This window comes from Actinomycetota bacterium, assembly GCA_014360645.1.
Lineage (GTDB): Bacteria > Actinomycetota > Geothermincolia > Geothermincolales > RBG-13-55-18 > Solincola_B.
The window spans coordinates 1-17407 of the sequence record JACIXD010000013.1 but is presented as its reverse complement, the minus strand read 5'-3'; the positions used below and the strand labels follow the sequence as shown (position 1 = coordinate 17407).

Below are 17407 nucleotides of genomic sequence, written 5' to 3'. Positions count from 1 at the left end.
CATGAACACCAAGGAACTGAGGACCTTCGCGCGCAACAGGATCTTCGGCAGCCTCGGAGACAGGGCGGCGAAGGGCGCCTTCGACCGCGGGCTTTGGAGGGCCATGGCGGATACCGGCATCGTGGGCATGGCCCTGGAGAAACGCTACGGAGGCGGGGGGGCCGGCATGAGCGAGTTCGTGGAGTGCGCCTCCCTCCTCGCCGGCGAGAGCCTCGATCTGGGGCTTGCGCTCAGCCTGGTGGACCACGTCATCCTCTGCGCCTATCCCCTCCAGGTGTTCGGGTCGGAGCGCCTGAAGGAGCGCTACCTGCCCTCCCTGTGCGGCGGCGATTACATCGGGGCGGCGGCGGTGTCCGAGGAAGGATCGGGCGGTGATCCCGCGCGCATGCGGAGCGCCGCCGCGCGAAGCGGGGACGGCTATTCCCTGCAGGGGGTCAAGAGCCCGGTCACCAACGCCCCCGTGGCCGACGTCTTCCTGGTGGTGGCGGCCACCGACCCCGGCGCGGGGAAGGAGGGGCTCTCCGCCTTCGTGGTGGAGAGGGCGGCGGGCGTGCGGGTGGAGGAGGTGGAGCTGGGATATATTCCCACCGCTCCCCACGGCCGTGTCATCCTCGACGGGGTGAAGGTGTCCAGGGACCATCTCCTCGGCGCGGAGGGATGGGGTCACGAAAAGATCTCCCGCTCCCTCTTCATCTGGGAGAGGACGGCGCTGATCCCGGTCCTCGTGTCCTACCTGGAGCGTTGGCATCACCTGACGGTGTCGAGCCTCGATCCCGACGCCATCTCGCCCGACCTCCGGGTGCTGCTGGCCCAGAGGAAGGTGGAGCTCACCGCCTACCGGGCGCTGGGCTCCCGCCTGTTGGAGCTCACCTTCGGCGAGACCGAGAACGGGCGGGAGCGCATGGAGCTCCTCCTCTTCTTCGGCAAGGCGCTGCCGGAGTGGGTGGAGAGCATGCGCGCCGCGGTGGAGGAGGCCAGGGTGCCCAGGGACGAGACCATGCTGGCTATGGAGCGGGACCTCCGACTGCTGGAGGTGGGCCGCTCCCTCCTGGACTGGCAGTTCCAGAAGCTGCTCTTCTAGGCCGCGGCGGGAGGGGCGGGGAGGGGGCGTGCCCGGCGCGACGGGGCCGGGCGGCGGAAGGAGGATGCTCGCCCGCCTCCCCGGGATTCGCCGATCCTCCCCCGAGCATCCCCGGAGACGTGTTCGAATCACCTCGGAGCGTGACCGGACCCTCGAAGGCTCCGCCGCGAGCCCTTGCTGCGGGTGGCCCGGCAGCACCGCTTAACTTGGGTCAGGGGCATGCTTTTTGCTAACCTGTTAAGTGACGGGGATCATTCCGGCGCGGCGCGCGGGGAAATATGCCGAGCATATATGCGGGCGAGTCTTTCAGGGCCGGGGAAGGCCGGTCGGGTTCCGGGAGGTGCGTAAGAGGATGAGGGAGAGCGAGGTCATCACGCCGGAGAGGATCTGGCATGCGTCGGATGGGCTGACGCCGCGGGTACGTAGGCTGCGCGAGGAATATTATTCCATAGAGGACAGGCCTTATTTCCGCAACGAGGTCATGCCCTTCACCACGGGGACGGAATGGGACGCGGTGTGGTCTCCCGTGAACTGGGGGATCATCCCTGAGATGGTGCCCTTCATGGGGGCCTTCGCGGAGTCGCTGCGCGCCTCGGCACGGGTGGTGGAGCTCCCGGAGGGGTTCTGGGAGCGCTCCCTGGTCATGCGCAGGGCCGTCTTCTTCCGCGAGGTATGCCGACGTCACCTGCCGGTGCGCATCCTGGAGGGCGAGCTCATCGTAGGCGGCCAGTTCAACACCGCCCTCTCCAAGTGCCACGACCGCCGGGAGGCCAGGAAGTGGAAGAAATCCGTGGACAAGTGGTGGAAGCGGGCCGCGGAGATAAACGAGCTGGGCATAGGCAACGCTGGCGCGGTTCCCGGCCACCTCATCCCGGATTATCCCCGCGTGCTGCGGGATGGCTTTGCGGGCATCCACGCCGGCCTCGCCCGGATGCTCGCGGAGGTTGAGGACACCGCCCATGCCGACTTCCTGCGCGCCCTCATGGAATGCTGCGAGGCGGCACGCGAGCTCGCAGGCCGCTACGCGGAGGAGGCCGAGAGGCTGGCGGGGGAGGAGGGGGACGCCCGCAGGGCGGAGGAGCTGCGCGAGATCGCGCGCATCTGCCGCAAGGTTCCCTGGGAGCCCGCGGAGAGCTTCCACGAGGCGTTACAGTCGCTGTGGTTCACCCACATGCTGGTCATGGCCGCGGAATCCTACCCCGGCGCCGGGCTCTCCCATGGGCGCTTCGACCAGTACATGCTCCCCTATTACCGCGCGGACCTGGAGAGCGGTAGGCTCACGCGCGAGGAGGCCAAGGAGCTCCTGGAATGCTACTGGATAAAGCATAACTACGCCTACGATTTCCAGTGCCGGGTCATGAACAACCAGGGCATCAACTCCGGCTTCGGGCAGCTCATCACCATCGGCGGCATCGACGCGGAGGGGAACGACGCCTCCAACGAGCTCACCTGGCTCATCCTCGAGGTCATCGAGGAGATGAACATGCTGGAGCCCAAGCCCAACATCAGGCTGCACGCCGGCACCCCCGAGCCCCTCCTGCGCAGGGTGGCGGAGATGATCGCCGGGGCGCAGGGTTCCCCCTTTCTCATGAACTTCGACGAGAACTCCATGCGCGGCCTGGCCTGGCAGGGGTTGCCGGAGGAGCGCCTGTGGGATTACGCCCCCGTGGGCTGCCTGGAGAACACCCTGCAGGGAGACGACCGCTCCGGAACCGTGGACGTGAACGTCAACCTGGCCAAGGCGGTGGAGATGGTCTTCTCCCGCGGCCGCGACGCGGCCACCGGAAAACGTATCGGCCCGGACACCGGCAGAGTGGAAGACCTTTCCACCTGGGAGGATTTCAGGGCCGCCTTCGAGGCGCAGATGAAGGCGCTCATTGACTACATGCTCTCCATCAGCGACGAGGCAGACCGCATCCGCGCCGCCTGGGAGCCCACCCCCTATCTCTCCGCCCTGGTGGGGGGGTGCGCGGAGAGCGGCAGGGACATCACCGGGGGCGGGGCGAGATACAACTTCATCACCGTGGAGGGCGTGGCCTTCGCCACCGCGGCGGATTCCCTGGCGGCGGTGAAGAAGCTGGTGTACGAGGAGGGCAGGGTCAAGATGGAAGAGCTTTCCAGGGCCTTGCGCGACGACTTCGAGGGACACGAGGCCCTGCGCCAGACCCTCCTCAACAAGGCCCCCAAGTACGGCAACGACGACGACTACGCCGACGGGGTGGCCCGCTACCTCTCACGGCTGTGGACGGAGATGGTCAGCAAGCGCGTGTCCCCGGCCACCGGCAGGCGTTATCGCGCCGGGTACCTCTCCTGGAACTACTGGATCGCCTTCGCCCCGGGCACGGCGGCGACGCCGGACGGCAGGAGGAGGGGGACCTTCCTCTCCAACGCCATCGGCCCCGTGGACGGGGCCTGCCGCAACGGCCCCACGGCGGAGCTGCTCTCCGTGGGCAAGCTGGGTCTGGAGTCGGCGCCCAACGGGGCCTCCCATACCATCAGCTTCAGCCCCTCCCTGCTGCGCGACCACGAACACATCTCCAAGCTCATGGCCTTCCTGCGCGCCTACGGGGAGAGGGGAGGGACGGCCCTGCAGGTGAACGTCATCGACCCCGAGACCCTGCGCGAGGCGCAGCGCAGGCCGGAGGAGTACCGCAACCTCTTGGTGCGGGTGACCGGATACAACGCCTACTTCGTCATGCTCGGCCGGGAGATGCAGGACGAGATCATCGCGAGGGAGTCCCATGCGCTCTGAAGGCGACGACGTCACCGGGGTGGTCTTTAACCTCCAGCGTTACTCCACCGAGGACGGACCCGGAATACGCACCACCGTCTTCCTCAAGGGATGCCCCATGCGCTGCCCCTGGTGCCACAACCCGGAGGGGCTGGCGAGGGAGCCCCAGCTGGTATGGTACGAGGTGCGCTGCATAGGGGCGCGCGACTGCCTGGAGGCCTGCCCGCGCGGCGCCCTCACCCTCACCCCCGAGGGCATGGTCATCGACAGGGAGCGCTGCGACGCCTGCGGGAGATGCGAGGAGGCCTGCCCCGCGGCGGCCCTGGAGGTGATCGGCAAGGTGAGGACGGTGAGAGAGGTGGCGGCGGAGGCCTTGCGGGACCGCGTGTTCTACGAGAAGTCGGGGGGAGGGGTCACCCTCTCCGGGGGGGAGCCCGCCCTGCAGTTCGATTTCACCCTCTCGCTCATGCGCAGGCTGCGGGAGGAGGGGGTGCACTTGGCCCTGGACACCTGCGGCGGGGTGAGCTGGGAGAGGCTGGGTCCCCTGGTGGAGGTGGCGGACCTGGTGCTCTTCGACCTCAAGGTCATGGATGCGGAGAAGCACCGCGCCTTCACCGCGGTCCCCCTCGCGACGGTGCTGGAAAACGCCCGCGCCGTGGCCCGGACGGGCCGGCCGATGTGGATACGCACCCCGGTCATCCCCGGCTACACCGACGGGGAGGAGAACATCAGGGCCATAGCGCGTTTTATCAGGGACGAGCTCCCGGCGGTGGAGCGGTACGACCTGCTGGCCTTCAACAACACCTGCGACGCCAAGTACCGGCGGCTGGACATGGTCTTTCCCCTCGCCGGAGAGGGGCTGTTGACGGAGGAGAGGATGGAGAGGCTGGCCGAGGCGGCCGCGGAGGAAGGGGTGAGCGTCGCCCGCTGGTCCGGGGCGACGGCGAGGGCGAAGGGGGTATGAAGGATGGACATGCCTAGGGAGGTCATGGACCTCTTCGCGGAGGAGATGGCGGCGAAGTTCCTGGCCACCGTGGACCCCGAGGGGCGTCCCAACGTGGCCCTTATCGTCACCCTGCAGCCGCCGCCGGACGGGAGGCGGGACAGGCTCATCTTCGGGGAGTTCCTGATGTGGAAGAGCAGGGAGTACCTGCGGGAAAACCCCCGCGTGGCCGCCGCGGTGGTGAACACAAAACTGCGCATGGCCACCCTCACCGGGGATTTCCGGGGGTTCGAAAAGACCGGGCCCTACAAGGACGCCCTGGATTCCTCACCCCTCATGCGCTACAACGCCTATTCCGGGGTGCGGGCCGCGGGGGTGGTGGACGTGCGCGAGGTGGGACCGGTGCGCGCCGCCTCCATGGCCGCCGTGCCCCTGGATTTCCTCCTGGTGAGGGCTCACCGCCGCGCGGAGGGGAACGGCGCGGTGTCCGTCCCCCCCATGGTGCGGGAGAAGTTCGTCAGGCTCACCTCGGTGAAGGCGCTGGCGGTGATGGGCGAGGACGGATATCCCCGCGTGTTCCCAGTGATGGCGGCATCCCCCGCGGGGGAGGGAGGGTTCGCCCTCCGCATCACCTCCTACAACCGGGAGCTGGCGGAGGTGATGGTGCCCTGCCCGGCGGCGCTGTGCGTGCTCACCTTCGACGTGAAGAGCTACAAGGTCAAAGGCGAGCTCCGTCCCCTGGGCCGCAGCACCCTCCTCTTCCGCGTGCGGGAGGTCTATAACGCCATGCCGCCCCTGGCCGGCGACCGCATCGCCTAGTAATTCCCCAGCAGGCTGAAGCCGGGGAGGTTGAAGGGGAACTTGGCCCCCCGCTTCACCCCCACGGCCACCATCCTGGCCAGCCGCTGCGGACCGAGAAGGCGGAGCTGCAGCTCGAGCAGGCTGACGTGGGGCCTGATCCTGTACCACACGTGCTGCTTGAAGAGGAACCCCGCCTTGAAGCCGCGGTTGAAGCGTTCGAACTCCTCCAGTGCTTTGGAGCGGTCATAGACGGCCATGGCCGCCACCTTCCCCGAGATCAGCGCGCCCAGGATGCCGAACCAGAAGAAGGGGTCCATGGCCCCGCTGATGGTGCCGCAGAGGATGAGGTCGCGGTGGAAGAGCCGGGGGTTGTCAGGGGCGGCGATGGGCACGGCCCCGGAGACGTAGCGCCATTCCCGGTGCTCCACCCCCTCGTGGCGGGCCATGAAGTCGCTGTATTTCTTCAGAGCCGCGCGGTCGATGGGGCGGATGGAGAAGAGGAGGTCGAAGTAGAAGTTGTTGCACGAGCTCAGGTAGCCGTACTCGGTGACGACCTCGTCGATCCAGATCCAGGAGATGTTGCTGAAGCCTATCTCGCCGCGGGAGATCCATCCGTACCAGCGCAGGTAGGGGATGCCCAGCATCTCGTAGACGCTGGGGGTGAGCCCGCAGGCCACGATGGTGTTCTCGGGTAGCCTGGGAAGATCTTCCTTTCTCAGGGGGGAGTCGAACCTGAACTCCACCCCCAGCTTCAGGGCCTCCCCGTAGAGCAGGGTGTCCAGGCTGGTGGGACGGTTGCCGCGCTCCACCGTGTACATATCCAGGTCCTCCAGGGGAGCCTCCAGCACCGTCTCGTGGAAGTAGAAGGGGCAGCGCGCCAAGGGGTGGAAGACGGGAGAGAGGTCGATGCCCACGTACTCCGAGGTGCGCCCCACGTCGATACCCGTGGTGTGGGTGGAGGGGTTGTAGATGGAGTCCCCCCCGTACCCTTTCTCGCGGTCGTGGACCACCACGCCGTATCCCTTGCGGGCCAGGTCGATGGCGGCCACCAGGCCGGACATCCCCGCGCCGTAGATGGTCACGTCGGCTTTGCTCGCCAAGGTTCCTCCTTTCCTGCTCCCCTCCCGGACGCGGCGTCTAATTCCGTACACATATTAACATCTATGTCTTGCTTCCCATAGTGGCGGCGGTACCCACGCGGCTGCATCTGTCCGCGGTTTCGGGGAGCGGGGGAGCAGGGGGTATAATCGTCGCGAGGTGAAGGCGGCAACCGTGCCGTCCGGCGGGGATGAAGCCTTCGGTGAAGGCACGGCGGCCGCGCGGGGAGCGCGCATGGTCCCCGGGGGACGGCCGTGGGCGGAAACTTGGAGGCGGCGGAGGAAAGGGAAGGGAAAGACCTTGGAGGAGGAAGAGAGATACCGGGTACCCCTGCCGCGCGGGAAGCGGGGGATGGCGGAGGAGATGGCGCGTTTCTCCCTCTGCCTCGCCCTCTCGCAGCGGGAAGGGGTGTTGGGGGAGTCGGCGAGCGGCAGGACCCACGGGGGCATGGACGTCGCCTCCATAAAGAGGGGCATCTTCAACGGGTCCGTCCTGCCCGGCGACGAGGTCGAGGGCGAGGCTGTCGCCGGACCTTACGCGGCGGTGTACAGGCCGCGGGCGTACTATCCCCAGTATGTCCTGGGGGAGATGCGCGCGGCCCTGCGGCGCGGGGAGAGGGAGCCCTCCGCCTCGCCTCATTTCCTCCCCGTGAGCAGGTTTCCCCTCTTCCCGGACGGTCGCGTGGTCGGCTTTCTCTTTCCGCGCGGGAAGAGGGCGTTCGACCGGCCGGATTTCCCCGCCCACGTGCGGGAGGTGCTTACCAGAGATTACCAGCGCATCCCGGTTCTCGTGCCAGCCGGCGCAAAGCTGCCCGCGGGTGGTGTGCGCTTCCGGGGCCGCATCCTGCAGGTGGGGCGCGAGGCCGCCCACCGCCTGGCGGGACTGGGGGACCGCTCCTACGATGCCTATGCCGTGCGGGGCATGGCCTCATTTCTGGAGCTCGCGGAGGCGGAGCCCGTCGGCGGCGACATTTCCCTGCGCGGCTCCCTCTTCGCCGAGCTCTCCCTCTCGGGGGAGAGGGGCTGGATGGAGATGGTGGAGGGGCTGGAGGCGGCGGTGCGTGAGGCTGTGGAGGAGGTGTTCCCGCCCTGCGAGAGGGAGGAGGAGCCGAGGGCCGACTGCGTGCTCCCCCACGGAGGGTACCACCGCACGCGGTTCCGCCGGCGCCTCTTCGCCGTGGTCTACGATCCGGTCATCGCGGTGTTGCGCGCCCCTCGCCATCTGGGCCTCTATCTGCCCTGCGACCTGCTGCAGGAGGAGGAGGCTGCCGAGGCGCTTTTCGCCGCCTTCCTGGAGAGGCTCTGCGGCGCGCTCGTGGAGAGCTCGCGCCTCGCGGAGGCGGTGCGCGTGGAGGTGGCCTACGACAACACCCTCCCATGGGCGCGCGAGGGGGGCGCCCTCCGCGGCCCCGAGTTCGCCCGCCTCGAGGAGGAGCACCCCTTCCTCGTGCCCACCCTGCGCTGGCTGCGGGGAGACTGACGGATCGATGACTCCGCTTCCCCGGCCGACTGGCGCCGTGCCGGTCCGGGACCCGGCGCGCATCCCGCTCCGCTGCACAGGGAGATGGCCGCAGGCGATGGCGCGATCCGCCGCTTTCTGCCGAGGGGGCATCGCCGCCGGCTCCCGCGCTCGCCGGCATCAAGCGTTGCGTGGCCTTTGATTCTCCCCGCAGGGAAGGGGACGGAGGCGAGGAGCGCCCGAAGGCCGCGACGACCGCTCTCGCCGCCGCCATGCAGGCCGCGACGGGGCACGGAGCTCAAGGAAAAGGCGAGAAAACATCGTTGCCCGCCGCAGGGGGACAGGCGGACCGGGGTCTTATAGAAGCCCCGGGAGAGGCTACTGGCTTACGCCCCTGGATGCCGGGAGTGGCGCGCGGATGTCCCTGTCCTGCCCTTAACCCTTCTCCGGCTCGTCCTCCCGCGCGCCCTTTTTCTTCTTGCCCTCGGGGACGACGAACTCCCCGCCCTCGGGATGGTCCTCACTGGCCACCCATACCTGGATGGAATCGGTGGGACAGACCAGGGCGCATTCGCCGCAGTCGGTGCACTTCTCGTAGTCGATAGCGGCGAAACCGTTGTTCACGTGTATGGCGTCGGAGGGGCAGACCTTCTCGCATTTTCTGCACCCGATGCAGGCGACCTTGCACACCCCCAGGGCCTTTTTCCCCGTGTACTGGCACTTGCAGCGCACGAACACGGTGGCGGAAGCGGGCACCATCTCGATGAGGTCGCGCGGACATACGTCGGCGCACAGCCCGCAGCCGGTGCACTTCCTCACATTCACGCGCCTGATGCAGTCCTCGTCGAAGGTGATGGCGTTGACGGGACAGACCTTGGCGCAGTCCTCCAGGCAGAGGCATCCGTAGGGGCAGGCCTTGCCCCCACCCCCCGCCGTCTCCGCCGCGCGGCAGGAGTTGATGCCCTGGTACACGGCGCGGATGGGAGATAGGCTGGCTCCGCCGCGGCAGTGGATGTGGGCGACCAGGGGAACCATGGAGCCCACCTCGACGCCCATGATCCTTCCCACCTCCGCGGCCACCTCCGGTCCTCCCGCCCGGCAGATGGTGACCGGGGCGTCTTCCCTGACCACCGCCTCGGCTGCCGCCTCGCAGCCGGGAAGCCCGCAGGCGCCGCAGTTGGACCCGGGCATGGCATCCAGCACTTCCTGGACCCTGGGATCTATCTCCACGTGGAAGCGCTTCGAGGCCACGGCCAGCACTGCCCCCAGCAGAGCCCCGAAGCCCGACAGGGCTATGGCCGCCTTCCAGATCAGGGACCAGTCCATGCCGCTCTCCTCACAGTCCGAACATGCCCGCGAAGCCCATGAAGGCCAGCGAGAACAGGGCCGCGGCGATAAAGGCTATGGGCACGCCGCGGAAGAACTTGGGCACCGGCGCCAGGTCTATGCGCTCGCGCATGGCGGCGAAGATGACGAGCACGACGGAGAAGCCCACCGCCACCCCGAGGGTATAGATCACCGCCTCCACGAAACCGTAGCTGTAGGCGATGTTCAGCTTGGTGAAGAAGCCGGGCTTCACGCTCTCCGTAGCCGCGGCGAGAACGGCGCAGTTGGTGGTGATGAGGGGAAGATAGATGCCCATGGCACGATATAAGGGAGGACTGGTCTTCTTGATCACCATCTCCACGAACTGCACCAGGCTGGCGATGACCAGGATGAAGGTGGGGATGTAAAGGAACTGTCCTACCTCCAGGGGATCCAGGACGTAGTTCCATGCCAGCCAGCTCACCGAGGTGGCCATGACCATGACGAAGATCACGGAGATGCTCATGCCCAGGGAGGTCTCCAGGCTGTTGGAGACCCCGAAGAAGGGGCAGAGGGCGATGAAGCGGATGAGCAGGATGTTGGCGACGATGGCGGCGCCGAAGAAGAGCAGGAAAAAACGCCAGGCCTCGTGCATCCCGTCATCCCCCCTCGATCTCGGGCTTGCGGCGCTGCTGGTACCACTGCAGCAGGGCGGAGAGCAGGGCGAAGGTTATGAAGGCGCCGGGGAAGAGGATGAGTATGGCCGGCATCTTGTTCGTCCCCAGGCTGATGATGGTGTGCTCGAACATCACGATCTTGCCGGTGCCGAAGAGCTCGCGGACGACGCTCATGATCAGCAGCACGCAGGTGTATCCCAGGCCGATGCCCAGGCCGTCCATCATGGCGTGCGAGACCTTGGCGCTGGAGGCATAGCCCTCCGCGCGCGCCAGGATGATGCAGTTGACTACGATGAGGGGTATCCAGACCCCCAGGCGTTCGTAGACCGCGGGGATGGTCTTCAGGGTGAGATCCACGATGGTGACGAAGGAGGCGATGACCACGATGAAAATGGGGATGCGGATCTGGTCGGGGATTAAGTTGCGTATGAGGGAGATGATGATGTTGGAGCAGGTGAGCACGAAGATGACCGCCATACCCATGAAGATGCAGCTCTCCACCCGGGTGGAGATGGCCAGGGAGGAACAGAGGCCCACCATGAGCACCAGCAGGGGGTTGGTGGTTATGAAGCCCTTTATGAACTCTCCCCAGAGGGTCCTCTCCTTTTCCATGCGCCCGTCTCCTAATCGCCCTTATTGCTCAGATGTTTCCAGACCTCAAGGGCCATGTTCACCCCGTTGGTGATGCCGCGGGAGGTGTAGGTGGCGCTGCTCACCGCGTCCACGTCCACCTTGAGGGTGAGCTTTTCCGGCCCCTTGCCCTTGAACTGGCCCAGGAACTCGGGCTTCTCGGCCGCCACCGCGCCCAGCCCGGGCGTCTCCTCGTTGGTCACGATATCGATGCCCGTCACCTTGCCCTCGGCGTCCACCCCCACGGCCATGGTGATGAAGTTATAGCCCTTGCTCTTGAGCACGAAGGCGTAGCCGATGACGTCTCCCGACGCGTCAAGGCCCTCGAAGACCCCGATGAGGTCGGCGAATCTTTCCTGCAGGGAGGCCGTCAGCTCCAGGTCCTCCTGGGGCCGGGCTTCGATGGCGGATAGCACGGCCTCCGCCGCCTCGGCGCGGCGCTTGCGGTCCTGTTCCTCGATCCTGTTCTTCACCAGCGTGTAGGTGAGGCCCAGGCCCACCGCCGCCACCAGGCAGACGACCAGCAGCCGCAAGCCCAGGTTGAGGATGGTCCTGGTCATGTTCTCACCGCCTCCTCCGCCTCCTTTACCCTGCCGTAACGGCGGGGCATGATGTAGCGGTCGATGAGGGGCACCAGGGCGTTCATGAACAGGATGGCGAACATCACGCCCTCCGGGTTGTTGGACCAGAAGCGCAGCAGCCAGGTGACCACTCCCAGGCCGATGCCGTAGACGATCTTTCCCCGCCGCGCCAGGGGACTGGTGGTGTAGTCCGTGGCCATGAACACGGCCCCGATGAGCAGGCCTCCCGCCAGAATGTAGAAAAGGGGATCGCGCCCGGTAATGGCGGTGAGCGCGGCCACCGTGCCCACGTAGAACACGGTTATCCTCCATCCTATGACCCGGGTGGCCACGAGGTAGATGCCGCCCAGGATGAGCAGCAGAGCCGACACCTCGCCTATGCACCCCCAGGGATTGGCCAGGAGCAGCGGCTTGTAGTAGGTGCTGGCGACGATGCCTCGAGGGACCCCGCCCGGCCCGATGGGGCTGGTCGACGGGTCGTAGACGATCTTCATGGCCGCCAGAGGGCTGGCCCCGCTGGCCACGTCCACGGCGGCCTGGATGGTCTTGTGGGCGGCGGTATTGGCGATGCCGATGGCGGCGGATTTGGCGTACCCGGCCGCGAAGTACCCGGGCCAGGAGACGAAGGCCACCGCGCGTCCCACCAGGGCGGGATTGAAGATGTTGTGCCCCAGCCCGCCGAACATCTGCTTGCCGAGCACGGTGGCCGCCAGCCCCGCCACGCCGGCCACCCACCAGGGCAGCTTGGGCGGCATGGTAAGGGCGAGGAGAAGGCCGGTCAAGAGGGCGGAACAGTCATCCAGGGTCACGGGCAGCCGCCTGCCCTTCTGCATGGAGAAGTCTCCCAACATGGCGCCCGCGATGGAGGCCAGCAGCACCCAGAGGGCGGAAAGCCCGTGGATCACCAAAGCGTATACGGTCACCGGCGCCAGGGCCGCGATGACGTGGCACATGATGCGGCGGGTGTTGATGGGGTCCCTCACATGGGGAGAGGTGGAGATGATGAGCTTCCCCTCATCCATCCTTCCCCGCCCCCTCGCTCTTTTCTGCCGCGGCGCGGTTTTCGGACTCGCGCCTTTCCGCGTGCTGCCTGCGTCGCGCGAGCTCCGCCTTACCGGTCTTGATCAGCTGGACCAGGGGGTTCTTGGTGGGACAGGTATAGGTGCAGCAGCCACACTCTATGCAGTCCTCTATATGGAGCCTCTGCAGGAGGTCCCATTTCTCGTTATGGGCGTAGGTGCCCAGATAGGTGGGGATGAGCCCCATGGGACAGACGTCCACGCAGCGCCCGCACCTTATGCAGACCGGCTCGGCGGGCTCGCTGTACCGCGCCTCCTTCCAGGAGAGGGCTAGGATGCCCGAGGTGCCCTTCACCACCGGCACCTCCAGGGTATACTGCGCCAGCCCCATCATGGGCCCGCCCATGATCACCTTGGCGGGCGGCTCGGTGAACCCACCGCATGCCTCCACGGCATGGGAGAAACCGGTCCCCAGCGGGACCATGAGGTTGGAGGGCTCGCGCACCACCGATCCGGTGACCGTGACCACCCTCTCCACCAGGGGCATCCCCTCCGAGAACCGGCGCGCTATGGCATACGCGGTGCCTACGTTGTTCACCACCACCCCCACGTGCATGGGGAGACCGCCCGAGGGCACTTCCCTGTGCAGCAGGTTGGCGATGAGCACCTTCTCCGCTCCCTGTGGGTAGCGGGTGCGCAGGGAAGCCACCTCTATGCCCGACCCTCTTACGCATGTCTCCATGGCCTTGATGGCCTTGGGCTTGTTGTCCTCGACGGCCACTATCCCCCTGCGGGCGCCCACCGCCCGCATGATGATGCGCATGCCCTCCAGTACCGCGTCCGGCTCCTCCAGGAGAAGGCGGTAGTCCGAGGTCAGGAAGGGCTCGCATTCCGCTCCGTTCAGGATCACGGTATCGATAGGGTATTCCCGCGGGGGGCTAAGCTTCACATGGGTGGGGAAGGCGGCGCCGCCCAGGCCCACCATGCCCGCCGACCGCACCTCTTTGCGTATCTCCTCCGGCTGCATGTCCTCCCAGGGGCTGGGCGGAGCGAGCGAGGGGTCGCGGCGGTACTCGCCGTCGTTCTCGATGATCGCCGCCAGCACCTCGCCGCCCGCGGGGTGGGGTTGGGGGGCCACCTGGACCACCTTTCCCGAGACGCTGGAGTGTATGGGGGCGGAGACGAAGGCCTCGGAGTCGCCTATGACCGTGCCCACCAGGACCTCGTCCCCCTTCTTGACCCTCGGCGTGCAGGGAGCGCCGATATGCTGGCGCATGGGGATGGTGACGGTGGCGGGAGCCTCAATCCTCCGGATCTGCTTCTCCGCCGTCAGGTCCTTGGAGGAGGGCGGATGTACACCTCCCCTGATCCTGTACAGCAGGCCGCTCGTCCTTCCCATGGCTCCTTCTGTGCTGCTCCGGACCCCTCCCTGCCGCTGCCGCCGGGGCGCGGGCAAAAAAATACCACCAGTAATTTAATCCTTGCCCGCCGTTAAGTCCAGAGGATTTTGCCTCCCCCTCCTTTTCCGGTGCCGGGGCTGTTCCGCCGTCAAGCGCGATGTGAACCGTATTGGAAACGGCCGCCATTTCCGGTGGGGTCGCCCATATGCGCTTGAGGCGGGGAGGCCGTGGGTCGCGAGGCACCCTGGGAGAAGGGCCGTCGGATACGATAAACTTCAAGCATGGAATGCAGGGCTGTGGTCATGGAGGTGAAGGGCGGGCGCGCGAAGGTGCGCGTGGCCCGGGTGAACTGCGCGGAATGCGGCGGGTGCGGGCTGCTGGCGCGCGACCGCGAGCAGGTGATGGAGTTCTCGGCAACGGCGCGGTTGGGAGTGGAGGAGGGTGACGAGGTCATCCTCGAGGTCCCCTCCGGGCACCTACTCCTCTCCTACCTGGTCGTCTTCGGGCTCCCGCTCGTGGGCATGGCGGCCGCCTACCTTTCAGTAATGGCCCTGGCCGTCCTCGCCGGCTTCGGCGGCGCGGGGCCGGCGGTCATGGCCGCGGTGGCGGCGGGAGGCGTATCGTTATGGTTGGGGGTCAGGCTGGCGGAGCGCCGGGGATTGTCTCCCACCATAATACGGGTATTGGGTAAGGCGAGCGACGGGTGCGGGAGCCGCTTTGAAGGCGGCGAGCACGGCGGGGAGGTGCTGTGAGCGATCCTCGCCCGGCGCGGAAGGGCGTTCCGGCAGCGCGGCGTGGTTCCCGCTTTCAGGAGAGGCGACCGAGCTCCACGGGCGAGGACCTCGCAGTTCGGGGGTGAACCCTGTGGCGGATCCCTGAAAGGATTTCTCCGGGAGAAGGCTGCCCCCGGGATGCCGGACTCCAGCGGCCATGACCTGCCTCTGTTCGGGATGCAGGTTCTCGCGAAGCGCCGTGCCAGCGCGGGGGGGAATATTCTGCATCCCGCCCCGGAGTGAAGGTGTCGCGTCCACGCGGCCTTCGTGGTATCAGCCTGCCTCCACCCGCGTTTGCGCCTCGGAGAGGATGGCCTCCACGCTCTCCCGGTCCTCGGGGTAGGAGAGCACCTCCGCCCTCAGGACCTCGGCCGCCTTATCTCCCTCCAGGTGGCGCTCGATGTACGCGGAAATCTTGCCCTGCAGGCGGTTGCGGCACACCTCCGCTCCCTCCCTTCCCACGTTGGGGAGGATGACCACGAACTCGTCGCCCATCCTGGCCAGCTCGTCCACGGAACGCGTGTCGTTCTTGAGCACGGAGATGCTCAGGTCCCTCATCACGCTCACCCCTTCCCGGCGCTGTCTCTTCACAAAATCTCCGTCCAGGGAGAAGCGGACGAGGGAGAAGGGGGTCTGGTAACGCCCATGCTCATCGATGCGGGCCTGGAGTTCGCGGGCCAGGAACCTCTCGTTTCCGATCTGGGTCTCGTCGTCCACTAGGTCCTGGCGCTCCATCTTCACGAAGAAGTAGCGGAACTGGATCCTGATGTAGTCGCAAAGGAGGGCGAGGACCCCGTAGACGAGGAGTTTGATGCCCACCAACTCGAGGGCCGTGACATAACAGAAATCCCCCCTCCAGACCAGGCGGGCCGCGGCGTATACGGCCAGGCTGGCCAGAAAACCCGCTACGGCACCTCTCTTGCCGCCGTAAAGGCTGGAGACGATGACCGCGATCATCAACAGGTGGCCGAGGATCTCCACCTCGTCCGTCTTTTGGAAGGCCATGGCCACGGCCATGGCCGCCACCGCCACCGCGATGACCAGCACGATTATGCGCTCAAACCTGGCGTATCTCATGCACCTCCGCCCCTTTCAAGCCTCTCCTCACGCCTTCCGGCCGATCCCGCCTAGAGGTCCTGATGGTACGGGCACCACACCTCGCCGCTCGCGGGGTCGTAATGGTATATCTCTCCCGTGGCGGGGCACCTGATGCCCCGTTCGTTCTCGATATAGTTCGGGACCAGCTCGCCGAGGGAACCCGGGTAGTCTTCATGGTCGGCGCAGTAGTTGAGCAACTGTTCCCGGATGATCTTGAGGTTGGCGCGGCAGGCTGCCTTCTTGCTGAGGTTTACCGATGCTTCGTAGGATACCAGGGCGATCCCCACCAGGACGCCGATGATGCCCACAACGATCATCAGTTCCACCAGCGAGAATCCGTCTTCCCTGGCGAGAACTCTCGGCTTGCGCAACGCTCCTCCCCCTCGATCTCCTAATCCCACCATCGGTTGCGCGGGCCCGCGACTTAAGGCCCCGTCAGGGGGTGGTACCAGCGGTCTCCAGCCCTGAAATCATACACGGCATATGGCTGCACGTGGAATGCGGCGGCGAGGAAATGGAAACTGTATCCAGGTGCATGGGAGTTCAAGGAATGCCGCTCTGTTGATGCCGCTGACGACAAGACCGCTTCGGGAGCCGCTCGTCTACCTCGGCAGAGACAGGAGTGCCGCCTTTGTGATGCCCTTGACGGGGACGGCCCTTTCCCGATCCCCCGGCAAAGCGGAAGAGCGAAAGGCCGTCCTCGGGTATAATGGACGGCGAGGGAAAAGGATGGTGAGGGCATGCTGGATGATGCCGGCCTGGTATCGAGGTCAACGGGGGTCCCGGCCTTTCCGGATACACTCGGGAAAAGATCCCTTACGAGGGAGAGCGAGCTCATAGGGGCGGGTTTCCTGGTCCTGGGAGCGTCCTTTCTCTATCCCTACCTCAAAGGGGTGGTGGACGGAGTGACCCCGGGATGTCTTTTCCACCGCTTGACTGGCCTGCCCTGTCTCCTGTGCGGCATGACCCGCAGCTTCGCGGCCACCGCCCACGGGCGCTGGGAGGAAGCCTTCAGGATGCACCTGCTGGGCCCCCCGCTTTTCCTCATCGTGGCCGCGGCGACCTCTCTCCTGGTCCTGGAGAGAATGCTCGCGGCGCGTTTCCTGCCCCGACCGGGGAGAGACGCCATGAGGAAAGCGGCCTGGCTGCTCCTGGCCTTGCTCGCTCTGGCCTGGGTCCTGCGCTTGGCGGTCTTCGGCGTCAACGTCTAGACCAGGCGTGGCCGGGTTGCGGGGAGGCGCTGCGCGGCGGCGGTTCGCGCGGCGGGGCGGCGGAGTAAGGGGTGGGGAGGAAGGACGGGAAAGGGGGAAGTCCGGGCGGCGGCGGTTGGGCCGGGAAGGCGGCGAAGTCGGACAGGCGAGCAGGCGGGGGCGGAATAGCCTCCCCTGGAGGGAAAAGGAGGAAGATATGGAAGGAACACCCATGGAAGGCCAGGCGGGGTCGGCACTGGAGTACAACATCGCCGCGCGGGCGAGCACGGATTTCATCACCGATCCCGGGATGGCCATCCTGCTCTCCATCGTCACCTGCGGCATCTACGGCATGTACATCATCTACAAGCTGGTGCAGAGGCGCGACGAGCATTTCAACGGAACTTCCGAGCCATGAATATAATAAATTCATAGAAGCCCAGGTAAATCCCCATATGGGGTTGATTCATGCCTGGTCATGTTGCTAAGATTACAAGGGCGCCATCGATTATATAGTACCTTTACAACAAGGTATGATTATGATATAAAGTTGCTAATATGTATGTGCAGACTATCCGCAACCGCCGGGGAGACAGGACCTATACCTACCACCTGCTCATGG

Annotated in this window: 17 protein-coding genes; 8 read left to right on the top strand and 9 right to left on the bottom strand. The window is 66.3% G+C overall.

Annotated elements, in window-relative coordinates; genetic code table 11:
* The first annotated feature begins 1 nt into the window (after position 1).
* From H5T74_11495 to H5T74_11480, 4 genes are all read left to right on the top strand, one after another.
* Entirely contained in the window at positions 2-1081 is a 1080-nt protein-coding gene (locus tag H5T74_11495) for an acyl-CoA dehydrogenase family protein (protein ID MBC7230998.1), read from the top strand.
* A 352-nt stretch (positions 1082-1433) separates the two neighbouring features.
* Positions 1434-3833 carry a hypothetical protein gene (locus tag H5T74_11490; GenBank protein ID MBC7230997.1) on the top strand — a complete coding sequence of 800 codons (2400 nt, stop codon included), beginning with the start codon at positions 1434-1436 and terminating at the stop codon, positions 3831-3833.
* Positions 3823-4776, top strand: a complete 954-nt coding sequence (locus H5T74_11485) for a glycyl-radical enzyme activating protein (protein MBC7230996.1) — start codon at positions 3823-3825, stop codon at positions 4774-4776. The genes H5T74_11490 and H5T74_11485 overlap by 11 nt, the downstream gene beginning before the upstream one ends.
* 3 nt (positions 4777-4779) lie before the next feature.
* A complete protein-coding gene (locus H5T74_11480) occupies positions 4780-5574 on the top strand; it encodes a pyridoxamine 5'-phosphate oxidase family protein (GenBank protein ID MBC7230995.1) in 795 nt (264 codons plus the stop codon).
* Here H5T74_11480 and H5T74_11475 read toward each other — a convergent pair.
* The gene (locus H5T74_11475; protein MBC7230994.1) at positions 5571-6656 is read right to left on the bottom strand and encodes an NAD(P)-binding protein; all 1086 of its coding nucleotides are present in this window, start codon (positions 6654-6656) and stop codon (positions 5571-5573) included. The genes H5T74_11480 and H5T74_11475 overlap by 4 nt on opposite strands.
* 298 nt (positions 6657-6954) lie before the next feature.
* Here H5T74_11475 and H5T74_11470 point away from each other — a divergent pair, with 298 nt between their 5' ends.
* Positions 6955-8133 carry a hypothetical protein gene (locus tag H5T74_11470; GenBank protein MBC7230993.1) on the top strand — a complete coding sequence of 393 codons (1179 nt, stop codon included), beginning with the start codon at positions 6955-6957 and terminating at the stop codon, positions 8131-8133.
* 414 nt (positions 8134-8547) lie between these two features.
* Here the strand turns inward: H5T74_11470 and H5T74_11465 are convergent, their stop codons facing one another.
* From H5T74_11465 to rsxC, 6 genes are read right to left on the bottom strand one after another with little or no spacing between them, the layout of a single operon-like run.
* Positions 8548-9438 carry a 4Fe-4S binding protein gene (locus H5T74_11465; protein MBC7230992.1) on the bottom strand — a complete coding sequence of 297 codons (891 nt, stop codon included), beginning with the start codon at positions 9436-9438 and terminating at the stop codon, positions 8548-8550.
* 10 nt (positions 9439-9448) lie between these two features.
* Positions 9449-10072: an electron transport complex subunit RsxA gene (locus H5T74_11460; GenBank protein ID MBC7230991.1), complete on the bottom strand. Its 624-nt coding sequence runs from the start codon at positions 10070-10072 to the stop codon at positions 9449-9451.
* A gap of 4 nt (positions 10073-10076) precedes the next feature.
* The gene (gene rsxE, locus H5T74_11455) at positions 10077-10706 is read right to left on the bottom strand and encodes an electron transport complex subunit RsxE (protein ID MBC7230990.1); all 630 of its coding nucleotides are present in this window, start codon (positions 10704-10706) and stop codon (positions 10077-10079) included.
* 11 nt (positions 10707-10717) lie between these two features.
* Complete coding sequence (locus H5T74_11450; GenBank protein MBC7230989.1) at positions 10718-11284, bottom strand: FMN-binding protein; 567 nt, start codon at positions 11282-11284, stop codon at positions 10718-10720.
* Positions 11281-12327: an RnfABCDGE type electron transport complex subunit D gene (locus tag H5T74_11445; GenBank protein MBC7230988.1), complete on the bottom strand. Its 1047-nt coding sequence runs from the start codon at positions 12325-12327 to the stop codon at positions 11281-11283. The genes H5T74_11450 and H5T74_11445 overlap by 4 nt, the downstream gene beginning before the upstream one ends.
* Positions 12320-13723, bottom strand: a complete 1404-nt coding sequence (gene rsxC, locus H5T74_11440) for an electron transport complex subunit RsxC (GenBank protein MBC7230987.1) — start codon at positions 13721-13723, stop codon at positions 12320-12322. Before rsxC ends, H5T74_11445 begins: the two co-directional genes overlap by 8 nt.
* 282 nt (positions 13724-14005) lie before the next feature.
* Here rsxC and H5T74_11435 point away from each other — a divergent pair, with 282 nt between their 5' ends.
* Positions 14006-14476, top strand: a complete 471-nt coding sequence (locus H5T74_11435) for a SoxR reducing system RseC family protein (protein MBC7230986.1) — start codon at positions 14006-14008, stop codon at positions 14474-14476.
* A 294-nt stretch (positions 14477-14770) separates the two neighbouring features.
* On the opposite strand, the gene H5T74_11430 is transcribed toward H5T74_11435, so the two are convergent.
* Together H5T74_11430 and H5T74_11425 are read right to left on the bottom strand one after the other, a co-directional pair.
* Positions 14771-15574, bottom strand: coding sequence for a diguanylate cyclase (locus H5T74_11430; protein ID MBC7230985.1), 804 nt, complete (start codon positions 15572-15574; stop codon positions 14771-14773).
* Between the two features lie 50 nt (positions 15575-15624).
* The gene (locus H5T74_11425) at positions 15625-15966 is read right to left on the bottom strand and encodes a prepilin-type N-terminal cleavage/methylation domain-containing protein (protein MBC7230984.1); all 342 of its coding nucleotides are present in this window, start codon (positions 15964-15966) and stop codon (positions 15625-15627) included.
* Positions 15967-16335: 369 nt separating this feature from the next.
* Here H5T74_11425 and H5T74_11420 point away from each other — a divergent pair, with 369 nt between their 5' ends.
* Together H5T74_11420 and H5T74_11415 are read left to right on the top strand one after the other, a co-directional pair.
* Positions 16336-16806, top strand: coding sequence for a DUF2752 domain-containing protein (locus H5T74_11420; protein MBC7230983.1), 471 nt, complete (start codon positions 16336-16338; stop codon positions 16804-16806).
* A 196-nt stretch (positions 16807-17002) separates the two neighbouring features.
* Positions 17003-17203, top strand: coding sequence for a DUF4234 domain-containing protein (locus H5T74_11415; protein MBC7230982.1), 201 nt, complete (start codon positions 17003-17005; stop codon positions 17201-17203).
* Positions 17204-17407: the final 204 nt, after the last annotated feature.